Origin of the sequence: Sphingomonas populi (genome assembly GCF_004208535.1) — a bacterium.
In the GTDB taxonomy this organism is placed as follows: Bacteria; Pseudomonadota; Alphaproteobacteria; order Sphingomonadales; family Sphingomonadaceae; genus Sphingomonas; species Sphingomonas populi.
Genome location: NZ_SGIS01000014.1, coordinates 44,826 through 61,661, shown reverse-complemented (window position 1 = coordinate 61,661; position 16,836 = coordinate 44,826). Strand labels below are relative to the sequence as shown.

14 protein-coding genes and 1 other annotated feature are annotated in these 16,836 nt (G+C 66.6%); of the genes, 6 read left to right on the top strand and 8 right to left on the bottom strand.

Annotation, left to right across the window (positions count from 1 at the left end):
* Nucleotides 1–232 precede the first annotated feature (232 nt).
* From scpA to EWE75_RS10875, 4 genes are all read left to right on the top strand, one after another.
* Nucleotides 233–2,374, top strand: coding sequence for a methylmalonyl-CoA mutase (scpA, locus tag EWE75_RS10890; protein ID WP_130157318.1), 2,142 nt, complete (start codon nucleotides 233–235; stop codon nucleotides 2,372–2,374).
* 203 nt (nucleotides 2,375–2,577) lie between these two features.
* Complete coding sequence (gene bioB / locus EWE75_RS10885) at nucleotides 2,578–3,600, top strand: biotin synthase BioB (RefSeq protein ID WP_130157316.1); 1,023 nt, start codon at nucleotides 2,578–2,580, stop codon at nucleotides 3,598–3,600.
* Entirely contained in the window at nucleotides 3,600–3,968 is a 369-nt protein-coding gene (locus EWE75_RS10880) for a lysozyme inhibitor LprI family protein (RefSeq protein ID WP_231708310.1), read from the top strand. Before bioB ends, EWE75_RS10880 begins: the two co-directional genes overlap by 1 nt.
* A gap of 349 nt (nucleotides 3,969–4,317) precedes the next feature.
* A complete protein-coding gene (locus EWE75_RS10875) occupies nucleotides 4,318–6,333 on the top strand; it encodes an acetyl-CoA carboxylase biotin carboxylase subunit (protein WP_130157312.1) in 2,016 nt (671 codons plus the stop codon).
* Nucleotides 6,334–6,458: 125 nt separating this feature from the next.
* Here EWE75_RS10875 and EWE75_RS10870 read toward each other — a convergent pair whose 3' ends face one another.
* Together EWE75_RS10870 and EWE75_RS10865 are read right to left on the bottom strand one after the other, a co-directional pair.
* Entirely contained in the window at nucleotides 6,459–6,716 is a 258-nt protein-coding gene (locus EWE75_RS10870; protein ID WP_130157309.1) for a hypothetical protein, read from the bottom strand.
* Nucleotides 6,713–6,889 (bottom strand): DUF4169 family protein, encoded by a 177-nt coding sequence (locus tag EWE75_RS10865; RefSeq protein ID WP_130157307.1) that lies wholly within the window; start codon nucleotides 6,887–6,889, stop codon nucleotides 6,713–6,715. Before EWE75_RS10865 ends, EWE75_RS10870 begins: the two co-directional genes overlap by 4 nt.
* A gap of 80 nt (nucleotides 6,890–6,969) precedes the next feature.
* Between EWE75_RS10865 and EWE75_RS10860 the strand changes: the two genes are divergently transcribed.
* On the top strand, nucleotides 6,970–8,244 hold the full coding sequence (locus tag EWE75_RS10860; RefSeq protein WP_130157305.1) for an Hsp70 family protein: 1,275 nt from the start codon (nucleotides 6,970–6,972) through the stop codon (nucleotides 8,242–8,244).
* 59 nt (nucleotides 8,245–8,303) lie between these two features.
* Here EWE75_RS10860 and EWE75_RS10855 read toward each other — a convergent pair whose 3' ends face one another.
* The 3 genes from EWE75_RS10855 to EWE75_RS10845 form a co-directional block, all read right to left on the bottom strand.
* Entirely contained in the window at nucleotides 8,304–9,773 is a 1,470-nt protein-coding gene (locus EWE75_RS10855) for an ATP-binding protein (protein WP_130157303.1), read from the bottom strand.
* Nucleotides 9,774–9,969: 196 nt separating this feature from the next.
* Nucleotides 9,970–11,460 carry a SulP family inorganic anion transporter gene (locus EWE75_RS10850; protein ID WP_130157301.1) on the bottom strand — a complete coding sequence of 497 codons (1,491 nt, stop codon included), beginning with the start codon at nucleotides 11,458–11,460 and terminating at the stop codon, nucleotides 9,970–9,972.
* Nucleotides 11,461–11,501: 41 nt separating this feature from the next.
* Nucleotides 11,502–11,557, bottom strand: a sequence feature (sul1 is cis-regulatory element that is thought to sense ions involved in sulfur or methionine metabolism; They are found in Alphaproteobacteria).
* Between the two features lie 138 nt (nucleotides 11,558–11,695).
* Nucleotides 11,696–12,592: a LysR family transcriptional regulator gene (locus tag EWE75_RS10845; RefSeq protein ID WP_130157299.1), complete on the bottom strand. Its 897-nt coding sequence runs from the start codon at nucleotides 12,590–12,592 to the stop codon at nucleotides 11,696–11,698.
* Nucleotides 12,593–12,703: 111 nt separating this feature from the next.
* Here EWE75_RS10845 and EWE75_RS10840 point away from each other — a divergent pair, with 111 nt between their 5' ends.
* Nucleotides 12,704–13,480, top strand: a complete 777-nt coding sequence (locus EWE75_RS10840; RefSeq protein ID WP_130157297.1) for an SDR family NAD(P)-dependent oxidoreductase — start codon at nucleotides 12,704–12,706, stop codon at nucleotides 13,478–13,480.
* A gap of 76 nt (nucleotides 13,481–13,556) precedes the next feature.
* Here the strand turns inward: EWE75_RS10840 and EWE75_RS10835 are convergent, their stop codons facing one another.
* Genes EWE75_RS10835 through EWE75_RS10825 form a run of 3 tightly spaced genes read right to left on the bottom strand, consistent with a single transcriptional unit; the run spans nucleotide 13,557 to nucleotide 16,823 of the window.
* Nucleotides 13,557–13,844: a hypothetical protein gene (locus EWE75_RS10835; protein WP_130157295.1), complete on the bottom strand. Its 288-nt coding sequence runs from the start codon at nucleotides 13,842–13,844 to the stop codon at nucleotides 13,557–13,559.
* A gap of 59 nt (nucleotides 13,845–13,903) precedes the next feature.
* Nucleotides 13,904–15,004, bottom strand: a complete 1,101-nt coding sequence (locus EWE75_RS10830) for a glycosyltransferase (protein WP_165388348.1) — start codon at nucleotides 15,002–15,004, stop codon at nucleotides 13,904–13,906.
* A gap of 16 nt (nucleotides 15,005–15,020) precedes the next feature.
* Nucleotides 15,021–16,823 (bottom strand): right-handed parallel beta-helix repeat-containing protein, encoded by a 1,803-nt coding sequence (locus tag EWE75_RS10825; RefSeq protein WP_165388347.1) that lies wholly within the window; start codon nucleotides 16,821–16,823, stop codon nucleotides 15,021–15,023.
* Nucleotides 16,824–16,836 lie beyond the last annotated feature (13 nt).

Genomic DNA, 16,836 nt, shown 5'->3' with positions numbered 1-16,836 from the left:
ATTCCATTGTCCGCGCGCCGCTTTGAGCGAGTTACGATCGGGATTAGCGCGTGGGGGAGGTTTTGGTGGAGTGACCGAATATCATCGGACCACGAATCCGACAGGATTCTGGACCGTGATCGTCGGCACCTTTTTAGCCGGCGCTATGGGTCTCTTTTTCCTCGTGTACGGCGTTTTACTGTTGATCGCGACTTGGCCCACCACGCCGCGACCCTGAGATAAGAGAACCGTGATGGCAGATAAACCCACGCTCGACCAATGGTCCGCCGCCGCCGCGAAGGAGGTGAAGGGCAAGGATCTCACCTGGCCCACGCCAGAGGGGATCGACGTCAAGCCGCTCTACACGGCTGAGGATGTCGCCGATCTCGATCCCGGCCTGCCCGGTTTCGCGCCGTTCACGCGCGGCGTGCGCGCGTCGATGTATGCGGGGCGGCCGTGGACGATCCGCCAATATGCCGGTTTCTCGACCGCCGAGGCCTCGAACGCTTTCTACCACCGCAACCTCAAGGCCGGGCAGAAGGGCCTGTCGGTCGCGTTCGATCTCGCCACGCATCGCGGCTATGACAGCGACCATCCGCGCGTCACCGGCGATGTCGGCAAGGCCGGCGTGGCGATCGATACGATCGACGACATGAAGATCCTGTTCGACGGCATTCCGCTCGATCAGATGTCGGTCTCGATGACGATGAACGGCGCGGTGATCCCGATCCTCGCGTTCTTCATCGTCGCGGGCGAAGAGCAGGGCGTGCCCCGCGCGCAACTCGATGGGACCATCCAGAACGACATCCTCAAGGAGTTCATGGTCCGCAACACCTACATCTACCCACCCGAGCCGAGCATGCGGATCATCTCGGACATCTTCGGCTACACCAGCCGCGAGATGCCCAAGTTCAACAGCATCTCGATCAGCGGCTATCACATGCAGGAAGCCGGAGCGACGCAGGTGCAGGAGCTTGCCTTCACCATCGCCGACGGCATGGAATATGTGAAATACGGCGTCGCCTCCGGCCTCGATATCGACAAGTTCGCCGGCCGCCTGTCGTTCTTCTTCGCGATCGGCATGAACTTTTTCATGGAGATCGCCAAGCTGCGCGCCGCACGCGTGCTGTGGCACCGTGTCATGACGCAATTGGGTGCGCAGGACGAGCGCTCCAAGATGCTGCGCACCCACTGTCAGACCAGCGGCGTCAGCCTCACCGAGCAAGACCCGTACAACAACGTCATGCGGACCACGATCGAGGCGATGGCGGCGATGCTGGGGGGCACCCAGTCGCTCCACACCAATGCGCTCGACGAAGCGATCGCGCTGCCGACCGATTTCTCGGCCCGCATCGCCCGCAATACGCAGATCGTGATCCAGGAAGAGACGGGGATGACCAAGGTCGTCGATCCGCTCGGCGGCAGCTATTATATCGAGAGCCTGACGCAGCAGCTCGTCGACAAGGCGTGGGAGATCATCCAGCGCGTCGAGGCCGAGGGCGGCATGGCCAAGGCGGTTGCGGCAGGCTGGCCCAAGGCGATGATCGAGGAAGCGAGTGCTGGCCGCGCCGCGCGCGTCGATCGCGGCGAGGACGTGATCGTCGGCGTCAACAAATACAAACTCGCGAGCGAAGACCCGATCGACATCCTCGATGTCGATAACGTCGCGGTGCGCGAGGCGCAGATCGCGCGCATCAAGACCTCCAAGGCGGGTCGCGACGAGGCGAAATGCCAGGCCGCGCTCGATGCGCTGCGCGAGGGCGCGCGCGGAACCGCCAACCTGCTCGAACTCGCCGTCGAATGTGCCCGCCAGCGCGCGACGCTCGGCGAGATTTCGCAGGCGATGGAGGATGTGTTCGGTCGCTACGGCACCAAACCGACCCCGGTCTCGGGCATCTATGGCGGCGCATATGGCGACGACGCCAAGTGGCAGGGGCTGATCGACGGCGTCGGCTCGGTCACGCGTGCCAAGGGCCGCCGCCCGCGCCTGCTCGTCGCCAAGATGGGGCAGGACGGGCATGATCGCGGCGCCAACCTCGTCTCTTCGGCGTTCGGCGATCTCGGCTTCGAGGTGGTGCCCGGGCCGCTGTTCCAGACGCCCAGGGAAGCCGCCGATCTCGCCATCGCGAGCGATGTCGACGTGGTTGGCGCGTCGAGCCTCGCCGCCGGCCACAAGACGCTGATTCCCGAACTGATCGGGCATCTGCGCGAGGCTGGCCGCAGCGATATCAAGGTGATCGCCGGCGGCGTGATCCCGGCACAGGACTATCAGGTGCTGCGCGACGCGGGCGTGCAGGGGATTTTCGGCCCCGGCACGAATCTGGTGGACGCGGCGGGCGAGGTGTTGAAGTTGCTGGGGCACAATATGCCACCAGTCGAGGAAGTAACCGCGTGACCGATACCGCAACACTGTCCCCCGCTCACGCCGGTGATGAGCGCGCAACGTTATTCCCCTCCCGCTCGCGAGTTTCAGGTCGGTCAGTCCCCCGGACTGACCTGAACGATCCGGGGGATCGTTCACCTGAAACTGGGCTAGGGGAGGGCCTGTCCACGAGCGAAGCACCGCTTGGACAGGCCCTCCCCCAACCCCTCCCACACATGGGAGGGGAGATCAGGACGGATTGGACTCGCGCCGAAATCGCCGACCTGTTCGCGCTCCCGTTCGACGAACTGATGTTCCGTGCGCAGACCGTCCACCGCGCGCACCACACGCCCTCGCAGGTGCAGCTCTGCACTCTGCTGTCGATCAAGACCGGCGGCTGCCCCGAGGATTGCGGCTATTGCAACCAGTCCGCCTCCGCCGAGACCGAGCTCAAAGCGTCCAAGCTGATGGACGTCCGCGCGGTGCTGCAATCGGCGGCGCAGGCGCGGGATGCCGGCTCGCAGCGCTTCTGCATGGGCGCGGCGTGGCGCAACCCCAAGGACAAGGACATGCCCGCCATCGTCGAGATGGTGAAGGGCGTGCGCCAGATGGGGATGGAAACCTGCATGACGCTCGGCATGCTCACGCCGGGCCAAGCCGCGCAACTCGCCGACGCTGGTCTCGATTACTACAACCACAATATCGATACCTCGCCCGAGAAGTACGGCGAGGTCATCACCACGCGCACCTTCCAGGACCGGCTCGATACGCTCGAAAACGTCCGCGAAGCGGGCATCAACGTCTGCTGCGGCGGCATCGTCGGCATGGGCGAGACGCGCGGCGATCGCGTCGGCTTCGTCCACGCGCTTGCTACGTTGCCGCGCCACCCGGAAAGCGTTCCGGTCAACGCGCTGGTGCCGGTCAAGGGCACCGTGCTCGGCGACATGCTCGCCGACACCCCGCTCGCGCAGATCGACGATATCGAATTCGTCCGCACCGTCGCGGTCGCGCGCATCACCATGCCGCTTTCAATGGTGCGCCTCTCGGCTGGCCGCGAAAGCATGAGCGAGGCGACTCAGGCGTTGTGCTTCATGGCCGGCGCCAATTCGATCTTCACCGGCGACCGGCTGCTCACCACCGGCAATCGTGGCGACAGCGCCGACGCCGCGCTGTTCGCCAAGCTCGGCGTCGTCGCGATGCAGGGCGAGGAGCCGGCGCGTGCGGCAAAGGCGTCGGCGGGGGGCTGCGCCTCGTGCTGATGCTCGCGCTCGCCGCCGCGATGGCGACCCCGACACCCAAACCGACCGCCACGCCCGGCCCGCAAACCCAGCGGGCGCTCGCCGAATACAAAACGGCGGACGGTGCGATGGCGAACCAGTGGCGCATCACCAACGCCTTCATGAAGGGCAAGGACGCGCTCGACCACAGCCGTGGCGGCGGCTTCGGTTATTCTGCGGCGCTGCTCGAAAGCCAGCGCGCGTGGATACGCTACCGTGACACGGCCTGCGCGGTCGAGGGCGGCGTTCATGCCGGCGACGTGCGGCAGGCGCTGATCGTCGCGCAGTGCAAGACCGCGCTGACGAATGCGCGACGCTTGCAGCTCAAGGGGCTGATGGCCAGCGAATGACGCACATCGCCCGCCTCGTACGTCATGCCGGACTTGTTCCGGCATCCACCGTGCAATCGGGCACGGCGGGATGCGAGGTGCGGTGGACCCCGGAACACGTCCGGGGTGACGAAGTGGTTGGAGCGTTCTGGGCGTGAGTAACGGCGCGCGCATCGGGTTGATGGCGGTTGCCAGCGCGATCTGGTGGGCCTCGTGCTGCTTCACGATGCTTATCATCGCGATTGGCGGATGCGGGTGGGGGCCGGACGCCGTCTGCGCTGAACCAGCGTGGCCTCTACCTCTCGCCGTCGTAGCTGCCTTGGGCGGCCAGTTGTGCATCATCATCCTTCTCCGACGCGGGAGCCGCTAAATGTTCAAGAAAATCCTGGTCGCCAACCGTGGCGAAATCGCATGCCGCGTGATGCGGACCGCCAAGGCGATGGGCATCGCCACGGTCGCGGTCTATTCCGACGCTGACGCGCGCGCGCCGCATGTGCTGATGGCGGACGAGGCGGTTCGGCTCGGGCCGGCACCGGCGGCGGAGAGCTATCTCAAGGCCGAGTTGATCCTGCTCGCCGCCAAGGAGACCGGCGCGGACTGTATCCACCCCGGCTACGGCTTCCTCTCCGAACGCGAGAGCTTCGCGCGCGCCTGCGCCGAGGCCGGCATCGCCTTCGTCGGCCCGCCGCCCAAAGCCATTGCCGCGATGGGCGACAAGATCGAATCGAAGAAGCTCGCCAAGGCAGCGGGCGTCAACGTCGTCCCCGGTTTCCTCGGCGAGATCGCCGATACCGAGGAGGCGGTGAAGATCGCCGGCGACATCGGCTATCCGGTGATGATGAAAGCCTCGGCTGGCGGCGGCGGTAAGGGCATGCGGCTCGCCTATAGCGAGAAGGACGTGCGCGAGGGCTTCGAGGCGACCAAGCGCGAGGGTCTCGCCAGCTTCGGCGACGACCGCGTCTTCATCGAGAAGTTCATCGAAAGCCCGCGCCACATCGAAATCCAGGTGATGGGCGATCAGCACGGCAACATCGTCTATCTCGGCGAGCGCGAATGCTCGATCCAGCGCCGCCACCAGAAGGTCGTCGAGGAAGCGCCGTCGCCGTTCGTCACGCCCGCGATGCGCAAAAGCATGGGCGAGCAGGCGGTCGCGCTCGCCCGCGCGGTCGGCTATTACAGCGCCGGTACGGTCGAGCTGATCGTCTCAGGCGCGGACAAGACGGGGAAGGGCTTCTATTTCCTCGAAATGAACACCCGGCTTCAGGTCGAACATCCCGTCACCGAGGCGATCACCGGGCTCGATCTGGTCGAGCTGATGATCCGCGTCGCCGCTGGCGAGAAGCTGCCCTTCGCGCAGAAGGACGTGACGCTGACCGGTTGGGCGATCGAGAACCGCGTCTATGCCGAAGACCCGTATCGCGGCTTCCTCCCCTCGATCGGCCGCCTCGTCCATTACGATCCGCCCGCCGATGACCGCCCCGCCTACGGCCCGGTCCAGAAGGGCGCCGAATACGTCCGCGTCGATGACGGCGTGAAGGAAGGCGGCGAGGTCAGCATGTTCTACGATCCGATGATCGCCAAGCTCATCACCCATGCCGACACGCGCGAGGCCGCGATCGACCTCCAGATCGCCGCGCTCGACCAGTTCGAGATCGACGGGCCGGGCAACAACCTCGATTTCCTCTCGGCGCTGATGCAGCACGACCGCTTCCGATCGGGCAACATCACCACCGGCTTCATCGCTGAGGAATATCCCGACGGCTTCACCGGCGCCCCCGCCGCGCCCGCGTTGCTCGCCGAACTGGCGGCGGTGGCGGCGTTCGCAGCGACGGCGGAGGCCGATCGCGCCCGCCGCACCGACGGCCAGCTCGGCCAACGCCTCGATCCCCCGTCCGACTGGGTGGTGCGGATCGCGGGGAAGGACCACAAGGTCGCGCTGTCCGAAGACACGATCACCGTCGACGGCACCGAGATCGACATCGCGATGGAATATACGCCGGGCGACCGCGTGATCGAGGCCGAAGTCGATGGCACGCCGCTGTTCGTCAAGATTGCCCGCACGCGCACCGGCTTCCGCCTCAACGCGCGCGGCGCGATCCACACCGCCCGCGTCTTGCCTGCGCATGTCGCGCCCTATGCCAAGCATCTGCTCGTCAAGGTGCCGCCCGATCTGTCGAAGTTCCTGCTCTGCCCGATGCCGGGGCTGCTCCAGAAGCTCTACGTCGCCGAAGGCGATTCGGTCGAAGCCGGCCAGCCGCTCGCGGTGGTCGAAGCGATGAAGATGGAAAACATCCTCCGCGCCGAAAAGGCCGGCGTGGTGAAAGCGGTGAATGCAGCGCCAGGCGAGAGCCTCGCGGTGGACGCGGTGATCCTCGAAATGGCGTGACGCTTTACGCCCCTCCCTTGTGAAGGGAGGGGTTGGGGGAGGGTGGGCCTGTGGGGGACCGTAACGCCCGCCACCGGTCGACCCACCCCCGGCCCCTCCCTGTCAGGGAGGGGAGAAGACGGGCGCTACTCTTCCGCGCGCTCCGACAGCTCCATCAGCGTCCTCGCCGCATCGCGGTCAGCAGCATCCTTGAACGCTACGTCGAGGTCGGGCGCGACCCCCAACATCTGCATCAGCGCCCACATCCCGAAGCGCCGCCCGCGATCTGTCTCCAGCCCGAACTCGACGCGCAGCCGCTCGGCACCCGCCTGCAACGCATCCGGCGAGACCGCATCGAGATCGTCGCTGCCGAAATAGCGCACGAACAGATCGTCGAGCCTCATTCCCCGATTTTCGCGCCGTCGAGCGTGCGTTCCCGCCGCTCGGCCTCTAGCTCATCGGCCTGCTTCTGCGCCGGTGTGCGCCCGTGCAGCGCGCGGTTCTGCGCGGCGGTGGCGGCGGCTTGCGTGCGGGCTTTCGCCTTGCGGGCAGTCCTCAGGTTGATGATCTCGGCCATGCGACCGTGTGTAGCACACTTGCGTTTCGCGGCCAGATCGGCATTAGCCGCCGGCCCGACCAGCCGATGAGGACAGCACAGTGCAGGACGCGATCGGCCTCGATTTCGGAACCACCAACAGCGTCGTCGCGCGGGTCGGCGCGGACGGACAGCCGCACCTGATCGAGTTCGCCGCGCCGGAGGAAACCAGCGCGGTGTTCCGCTCGGCGCTGTGCTTCTGGGAGGAGGACGGCCTAGCCTATGAGGCAGGCCCGTGGGCGATCGCCGATTACCTCGACTATCCGCAGGGCAGCCGCTTCCTGCAATCGTTCAAGTCGGTCGCCGCCAGCGCGACCTTCGAACACGCCTCGGTGTTCGACAAACGGCTGCGCTTCGAAGAACTCGGCAAGCTGTTCCTCGCCAAGCTATCGGCCCACGCCGGCGGCGCGCTCGCCACGCCGCCACAGCGCGTCGTCGTCGGGCGCCCCGTCCATTATGCCGGCGCCCGCCCCGACGAGGCACTCGCGCGCCAGCGTTACGACGCGATGTTCGCCGGCTTCGGCGCCGAAATCCACTACGTCTACGAACCCCTCGGCGCCGCGTTCAGCTATGCCGCGCGGATCGAGGACAGCGCGACCATCCTCGTCGCGGACTTCGGCGGCGGCACCAGCGATTTCTCGGTGGTGCGGGTCGCGCCGCCGGGTTCGCCCAAGCGCTGCACCCCACTCGGCCACGCCGGCATCGGCATCGCCGGCGATCAGTTCGATTCGCGCATCGTCGACAAGCTGGTGTTGCCGATCCTCGGCTTCGGCGGCCTGTACCGCTCGTTCGACAAGCAGCTCGAAATCCCGCGCGGCTATTTCGCCGATTTCAGCGATTGGTCGCGGCTCGCGCTGATGCGCAACCGCCGCACGCTGGAGGAGCTCCGCAAGCTGCAACGCTCGGCGCTCGACCCCGAAGCAATCGGGCGGATGATCGCGATCATCGAGCAGGAGCAGGGCTACCGGCTCTACGATTCGGTCGGCCAGCTCAAGCGCGCTTTGTCGCGCGACGACGCCGCCGATTTCCACTTCGACGGCGAGGGCGTGCGGATCGACGCGACCGTCACCCGCGCCGAGTTCGAAGGCTGGATCGCCGCTGACCTCGCCCGGATGAAGGCGACGGTGGACCGCGCGCTCGCGCAAGCCGGCGTGGACGAAGGCGGCATCGACCGCGTCTTCCTAACCGGCGGCACCTCGCTGATCCCGAGCGTGCGTGCGCTGTTCACGCAGCGCTTCGGCGAAGACCGCATCGCAAGCGGCGGCGAGCTCACCTCGATCGCGAACGGCCTCGCGTTGATCGGGCAGGAAGAGGATGTCGCCGCCTGGGCGGTGTGAGGCGAGCCGTCCCGTGCATCACGGGGAGATGCCAGCGTGCGCTGGCATGACGAAATGGATCAAGCCTCGGTCGATTCAGTCGTCCAGCCCAGCCCCGGAATCGTGATCGACCGCCGCCCCGACAGATCGACCCGAGTCACGAAGATGTCGCGCCCCTCGATATAGCTCATCACCCGTCGCGCGCGTCCGAGCGAACTCGTGCCGTAGATGCGGGCGATCTGCTCGTCGGTCGGGCAGGGCGTGCCCTCGCGTGCCGCGCGCGCCACCAGCAGGAACGCGCCGAGCATGTCGTCCGGTAACGTCGCCGCGACCGCGAGCGCTTGCGCCCATTCGCCGTCCAGCCCCTCGAAGATCCCCGCCCGCGCTGCCGCCAGCCGCCGTGCGAACGCGGACGGATCGAGCGGCGCGCGCCGCACCCCGACCATCCGGCAGCGCACCTGGAAATCCTGATACAGCACCGCCGCCGCGCGCCCGCCCGATTCGGGGTCTTCGGCGATCGCGCGCAGCACATCGACGATGATCTGTTCGCGCTCTTCGGGCGTGATCTCCGGCTCCGGCTCGGCGCGAACCGGCTCGGGGCGGGCGATGACGCTGTCCATCAGATCGGCCGATGCAGCCGGGCGCGCCGGCGGTGGGTTGGCGGCGGCGTGCATGAACAACGTCGGCTCGTCGACCTCGACCTCGGTCATCAACAGGTCGCGCATGTCGTTGCCCTGCGATTGCGGCAGCGGCGTCAGCACCGGGCTGCTGCTGCGCGCCGAGGTCAGCACTTGCCCGATCTTGACCATGATCGGCCGCCGCGCGATCGCCGGCCCCAGCCCCAGGAAGGTGCCGCGGGTCAGGTCGCGGATCTGTTCGGCCTGCCGCCGCTCCATGCCGAGCAGATCGGCCGCGCGCGCCATGTCGATGTCGAGGAAGGTCCGCCCCATCAGGAAGTTCGACGCTTCCGCCGCGACGTTCTTGGACAATTTGGCGAGTCGCTGCGTCGCAATGATGCCGGCGAGGCCACGCTTGCGCCCGCGCGACATCAAATTCGCCATCGCCGACAGCGAGGCGCGGCGCACCTCCTCGGTCACTTCCGCGCCGGCGGCGGGCGCGAAGATCTGCGCCTCGTCGATCACCACCAGCGCGGGATACCAATGTTCGCGCGGCGCATCGAACAGCCCCATCAGGAAGGCGGCGGCGCAGCGCATCTGCCCCTCCATCTCGAGTCCTTCGAGGCTCAGCACCACCGAGGAGCGATGCTCGCGTGCGCGCGCCGCGAAGCGCGTGATCTCGGCGATCGAATAATCGACCGCCTCGATCACGACATGGCCATACGGCCCCGAAAGCGTGACGAAATCGCCCTCGGGATCGATGATGATCTGCTGGACCTCGCGCCCGCTGCCTTCCAGCAGGCGGCGCAGCAGATAGGATTTGCCCGAACCCGAATTGCCCTGCACCAGCAGCCGCGTCGCGAGCAGTTCCTCAAGGTCAATCGTCACCGCGCCGCCGTTCGCGTCGGTGCCCATGTCCACACGGAATGTCATGGGCGGCGAATGGCGGAAAGGGGCGGGGGGGAGCAAGCGTTAATGCGGTTCCCACAAAGTCCGTTCGTGCCGAGCGCAGTCGAGGCACCTGCGCATGTGTCTCGACTTCGGCCCAAAGGGCCGAAGTGTATTCTGAGCGGCCGGCTTCCCAGCCAGCCGAAGGGCTCGACACGAACGGTTGTGGAGGGCCACCGTCTCAATGCGGCACCACGCCCATCTCGACGCCGGTCTTGTCGTGAAGCGCGAAACGATCGACCAGATCGGCGCTCGCCTGATTGTAGCCGATCACCGCGACCTGCGCGCCGCCCTGCCGCAGCCGCGCGACCGCCTTGTCGAGCGCGCCCACGCCCGAAATGTCCCAGAAATGCGCTGCCGACACGTCGATCGTCACGCGTGCCGCTGGTTCGTCACCGGCGAAGGCGCGCGTAAAGCGATCGACCGAAGCGAAGAAGATCTGCCCCGTCACGCGGTAGGTCGCGGTGTCGCCGTCGCCGGTCCGCTCGACCGCGAACATCCGCCGCACCTTGCCGGCGAAGAAGATGCCCGACAGCAGCACGCCGACGAGCACGCCGCGCGCGAGGTCGTGAGTCGCCACCACCACCGCGACCGTCGCCAGCATCACCACCGAGGATGTCGGTGGGTGGCGGCGCAGATTGGGGATCGAATTCCAACTGAACGTGCCGATCGACACCATCACCATCACGGCGACCAAGGCCGGCATTGGAATCCGCCCCACCCACGGCCCCAGCACCGCGAGCAGGAACAGCAGGAACGCGCCGGCGGTGAAGGTCGACAGTCGCTTGCGCCCGCCCGAGGTGACGTTGATGACCGACTGGCCGATCATCGCGCAGCCGCCCATCCCGCCGACCAGCGCGGCGGCGATGTTGGCGCTACCCTGGCCGAAACATTCGCGGCGCTTGTCGCTGCCGGTGCCGGTCATGTCGTCGACGATCTGTGCGGTCATCATCGATTCGAGCAGCCCGACCGCCGCCATCGTCAGTGCATAGGGCAGGATGATGCGCAGCGTCTCCAGCGTCAGCGGCACCTGCGGCCAGGTCAGGCTCGGCAGGCCCTCGGGCAAGCGGCCCATGTCGGAGACGGTCCGCACCGGCAGCCCCATCGCGATGCTGACCGCCGCCAGCACGAGGATCGCGACCAGCGGCGAGGGCACCGCCTTGGTGATTCGCGGCAGCAGGTAAATGATCGCGAGCCCGCCCGCGATCATCGCATAGGTGTGCCAGCTCACGCCGACGAACTGCGGAAGCTGCGCCATGAAGATCAGGATCGCGAGCGCGTTGACGAAGCCGGTGATGACCGAGCGCGACACGAACTGCATCAGCAGGTCGAGCCGCAGCGCGCCGGCGATCATCTGGAACACGCCCATCAGGATCGTCGCGGCGAACAGATAATGGAGCCCGTGATCGCGCACCAGCGGCGTCACCACCACCGCCACGGCGGCGGTCGCGGCCGAGATCATCGCCGGCCGCCCGCCGACGAAGGCGGACACGATCGCGATCGCCACCGAGGCATACAGGCCAACGCGCGGATCGACCCCCGAGATGATCGAAAAGCCGATCGCTTCCGGGATCAGCGCGAGCGCGACAACGATGCCGGCGAGCACATCACGCCGGGCTTCGGCGGCATCGGCGAACCATTCGCCGCGCCAGCGGGACAAAAGGTGAGTCATTGGAAATACCATGAGGCAGGCGTCGCGCGGCGAAGGCCTGTCATTGTCCGGCGGATCGGCGGCCGGAATAGCCACCCGGAATTACACCGGGTCCATGTGAATGCCGCCGTCATACCGCCGCGCCGTGTCGGCGCAAGACATTACATCGTCGCCCCGGCGAAGGCCGGGGCCGTTGCGTAATTTGGCGATCCGGGTGCCCAAAACCCGGCGGCCCCGGCCTCCGCCGGGGCGACGGTCATTCCGCCAACCGCAACTCCGCGTCGAGAAAGTCCAGAAACGCCCGCACCCGCAGCGCCAGCCGGTCGTGCCCACTGTACAGCGCATGGATATCCTCGCCATCGCCCGGATTGCAGTCGGCCAGAACCTCCACCAGCCTTCCGGTGCCAAGATCCCCTGCGACATGGAAGCGGCCCAGTCGCGCGATGCCGCCGTCGGCGACCGCCATCAGCCGCACCACCTCACCCGAATTGCCGAGGAACGGCCCATCGACCGGCCGTTGCACGACGCGGCCGCCGCTCAGGAACGGCCACGAATCAACGCTGCGGCGGAAGCTGAACTTGAGGCAGATGTGCTGCACGAGGTCACCGGGGTCGCGCGGGGTGCCGCGCCGGGCGAGGTAGCCGGGGCTCGCCACCAGCACCATCGCGCTATGGCCGAGCTTCTTCGCGCGCAACCGTGTGTCGCGTAAGGGGCCGATGCGGATCGCGATGTCGGCGCGCTCCTCGATCAGATCGACCAATGTGTCGGACAGCGCCAGATCGACCGTCACTTCGGGATTGGCGTCGAGGAAGCGCGGCAGGATCGGTAGCAGGCAATGCACGCCGAACGGCACTGCGGCGTTGACGCGGAGCAGCCCACGCGGCCGGTCCTGCTCGCGGCCAAGACTCTGCTCGACCGCATCGACCTCGGCGAGCAGCGCCGAGATACGGCTGCGGTACGATTCGCCCTCGGGCGTCAAGGACAGCGAGCGGGTGGTACGCTGGACCAGCAGCACGCCGAGCCGCGCCTCCAGCCGCGCGATGCTGCGGCTGACCGCGGAGGGCGTGAGCCGTAGCGCCTTGGCGGCGGCGGCGAAGCTGCCGCCCTCGGTGACGGCGAGGAAGGTCTGCATGTCGCCGATGCGGTTGTCCATGTCCGCGCCTTCGTGATTTTCGGTCACTTCTATTGTGCGCTGCTGCCGGCTAATCATCAATGCCGCGCCGCCATATCTCCTGCTTCGTCATTCCAACGGAGGTTTTGGACAATGGACCTGCAACTCAAGGGCAAGACCGCGCTCGTCACCGGCTCGACCGCCGGCATCGGCCTCGCCATCGCCGAGCGACTCGCCGTCGAGGGCGCCGAGGTGATCGTCACCGGCCGCGCCCAGGACAAGCTCGACGCCGCCGCCGCCAAGGTCGGCGCCACCCGCGCGGTGCTCGCCGATGCCGGCACGGCCGAAGGCTGCGACACGCTGATCGCGGCGGTGCCCGCCGTCGATATCCTCGTCAACAATCTCGGCATTTACGAAGCCAAGCCCTTCGTCGACATCACCGACGCCGACTGGTTCCGCTTCTTCGAGATCAACGTGATGAGCGGCATCCGTCTGTCGCGGCACTATTTCCCGAAGATGCTGGAGGCGAACTGGGGCCGTGTGATCTTCATCGCCAGCGAGAGCGCGCAGCTCATCCCGGCCGAGATGGTCCATTACGGCATGACCAAGACCGCGCAGCTCGCGATCTCGCGCGGCCTCGCCGAGCAGACGCGCGGCACCGGCGTTACGGTCAATACCGTGCAGCCCGGGCCGACTCGCTCGGAAGGGATCGTCGAGTTCATCCGCTCGACCGTCTCCAACAAGGACGCGCCCGAGGCTGAGCGCGAGGCCGAGTTCTTCGAGAAGCTGCGTCCGCTGTCGCTGATCCGCCGCCTGATCGAAGCCGAGGAAGTCGCCGCGATGACCGCGTTTCTCGCCAGCCCGCTTGCGGCCGTCACCAACGGCGCGGCGATTCGCGTTGAGGGTGGGATGGTGCCGACGATCGCCTGATTGCGTCCAGACATGAAAAACCCCGGCGATACCGTGTATCGCCGGGGTTCAATCCGTCACCGCTAACGCGGAGCGATCAGGAGCTGGCGGGATGGCTGCTGTAGCAACCGCCTGCTGCGGCACAAATTCCCATGGAGATCGCGAAGAGCGCACCGATACCAACGATGATGGTATCCGTGTCGAGGAATTTCTTGGATTTCTGGCGCGGGGTATACGCAGCGCGCTCGACCAGCTTCGCGCGAACGCCGGTGGTCGGGGCATCCTGTGCGGCGACGGCTGGCTGCGGCGCAGGCGCGGCCATCACCGGCACGGAGGTAGCCATGAGCATGCAACTGGCGGTTGCGATCGCAACGAACGTCTTCATGATCTGCCTCCCTGAATTTGAAACTACGGAGTGTTTGCTAGTCGAGCCCAAGCATAGAGTCAATATTCTTCGCTGGCGCGGGCGACAGTGATGTCGCGATAGAGACTCGCGACCTTCGCGATCATCCGGTCTTCCGTAAACGCCGCAAGGAACAGATCGCGTCCGCTCTGCCCGAGCGCGCGCAATTCCGTGCGATCCAGCCCCGATAGAACGTCCGCCAGCGCCGCTACGGTCCCGCGCGGATAGAGGTAGCCAGAAATACCGGGCCGAACGATCTCCGGCAGGGCGTCGGCGTCACTCGCCACCACCGCGCGCGCCTGCCGCATCGCCTCGATGGCGGCGAGTCCGAAGCCCTCCCACCGCGACGGCATCACGATCGCATCGGCCGCAGCGATGTAGCTTGGCAGCACCTCGCGCGGTTTCCAGCCATGCTCGGTGATGTTGGCGGGGGCGAGTCGCGCGTCGTCCATCCTGTCGCCGACGGTATGCAGGTGGATCGGCCGGTCGCCGAGCATCGCCATCGCCGCGAACAGGTCCGGCAAGCCCTTTTGCGGTGTGGTCCGCCCGATGAACAGCAGGTTGAGCGTGGCAGGGTCGAACCCCGCCGCTGGCGCGACATCGCCATCGAGCGGCGGCAGGCCGTTATAAACCATCGCCAGCTTCGCCGCCGGCAGACCGACCGCGATGGCGCTATCCTGCTCGAACCGTGAGATGCACAGGATGCGATCGGTAACCCGCGCCAGCAGCCGCTCGATCGCGACATAGATCCGCTTCTGCCATGCGGGAATCTGCATGTTGAACGCCCAGCCGTGCGCGCAATAGACGATCGCCGGTCGCTGTTCTGCCCGCGTGAACAGATAGCGCGCGCGGATCAGCACCCCGGCGAAGGTGCTGTGGACGTGGAGGATATCGGGCCGCTCCGCCGCGATGACGCGGTGCGCGAACCGCGCCATGCCCGCGAACGCGCCGGGCCGCCGCGCGGAACTGCGGAACAGGCGCAACGTCGCTTGCGGAATCGCTTCGAAAAAGTGCTTCTCGTCATCGCCGACCACGATCACGACGTTGCCGACACCGTGCTCGACCGCCTGCGCCGCGACGAGCTGGGCCATATGTGTCGCGACGCCGCCTTTCGTCTTCTGCGCGACATGCAGGATCTTCACGCGTGAGAGCCCGGCATCACGGCGTATCGTCGGTCGGCGCTTGTTCGGGAGCGGCTTCGGGTTCGGCCGCTGCGGGCACGAATGCCGGCGGTAGCCCCGCCGCCGCCACGGCGGCACCGCCGCGCGTGCGGTTGCCCGACACGACACCGAGGGCTTTGCTTTCCACATAGACCGCGCCGACGGTGTTGCCGGTGACGGTCGCGTGGCCTTGCGCTCCGAACAGCACGATCGGCAATGCGGTGTCCTTGCCCGCGTCGATCACCGTATTGCGCGAAATCTCGGCGCGGTGACCGCCGGCGACCGGTGCGGTGTCGGCGATCGCGATCGTGCCGGGGGTCTGGGCTGCGGTCACGCGTATCTCATTGTCGGTGAAGGTCGCTTGCACCGCACTGTCGCCGAGTACACGGTAGGGCGCCACGATCGCGCGGTCGAAACTGAGTTTGTTGCGCGTCACGATCACCGTGCCGGTCGAGCCGCAGGTCAGGTCGCATGCGACATTCTCGAACGTGTTCCCGTCGAGCACCAACCGCGAGAAATAGCTCGGCAGGCACACCCCGCTCCCGGTCTTGCCGGCAAAGACGAAGCGGTTGCCGATGAACGACACGTCGATCGCGCCCGGCGACCGCCTGAAGCCCGCGCTGCGCAGCGCGAACAGCGCGCGGCCACCACTCTTTCCATAGCGTTTGCCATAGCGGGCGGGTAGCTGCGCGGCGCTGCCGTCCTGATAAACCTGGTTGTTGCGGAACACGATGTTCTTGGCGGCATAGAAGGTCGCCAGCCCGTAATTGGAGGCATTGCGCACGACATTGTCATGCGCGAGCGCGTTGAAGCAGCCCTCGAAGTCGATGCCGACGTCGAGCATTTCGCTCACCTCATTGTGCGCGACGAGGATGCCGTCGCCATTATTGCCGTAGATGCCGCCATTGGCACCATGCACCTTGTTGTGCGTGATATAGATATCGCGCGCGCGTCGCAGATATTGCTGTGCCCCGCCGAAGGTGATCTTCGCCGAGCCACCGAACCAGCTTATGTTGGCGTATCGCCCGGTGTTCCCCACGGCAATGATCCGCTTGGCGAAATTCGCCCGCAAAATCTGGCTCATATATGCGCCGCCGTCGACGCGATTGTCGAAGACGATGATGTCCTCGTTCAGATCGTCCCCATTCGGTGAGAAGCCTGCATCGAGCGCGAGATCGTGGATGTCCTTACGCGTATCGCGCGTCAGTCTGCGTAGCGGGCTCACCACCAAGGCGCCGAACCGATCGGTCGAACAGCGTGTTACCGACACCTTCCGTCCATTGAGACACCGCAGGATCGTGCCGTTGGAGGGTAGCGGCGCAGGTCGTACCAATCGTATCGAATCGACATGTACGCCGATGAGGAAGGTCGCAGGGTTCTTGTCCGCCGGCATCGCAAGGAAGGGGTCGCGTTGCCGACCTTCCCAGCGCAGCACCGTGGCGTCGCCCGCGCCGAGAATCGCGATCGGCCTGGTCAGCATCACGGGCCTTGTCAGCTTTAGCGTGCCCGCCGGAATCAACAGCACCGCCACGCCGGCATCGACCGCCTGCTGAAGCGCCTGCGTATCGTCGGCCTGCCCATCGAGCTTCGCGCCGAACTGGCGGATGTCCTGGCCCTTGGTCCGCCACTGCGCGATCTCGGCATAGAAAGCGGCGCGTGTCGGTGCCCATTTCGGCCAGTCGGCATCTTCGGTGGTGCCGTGCTGGGCAAGCGTCGCGCGCACGCACAACGCGCCCCCGGCGACGCCGAGCAGCGGCAGCACGGCGCGGCGAGTGAGCTTCGGAAGGTCGAGGTCACGCATCGAAGAGACTCCT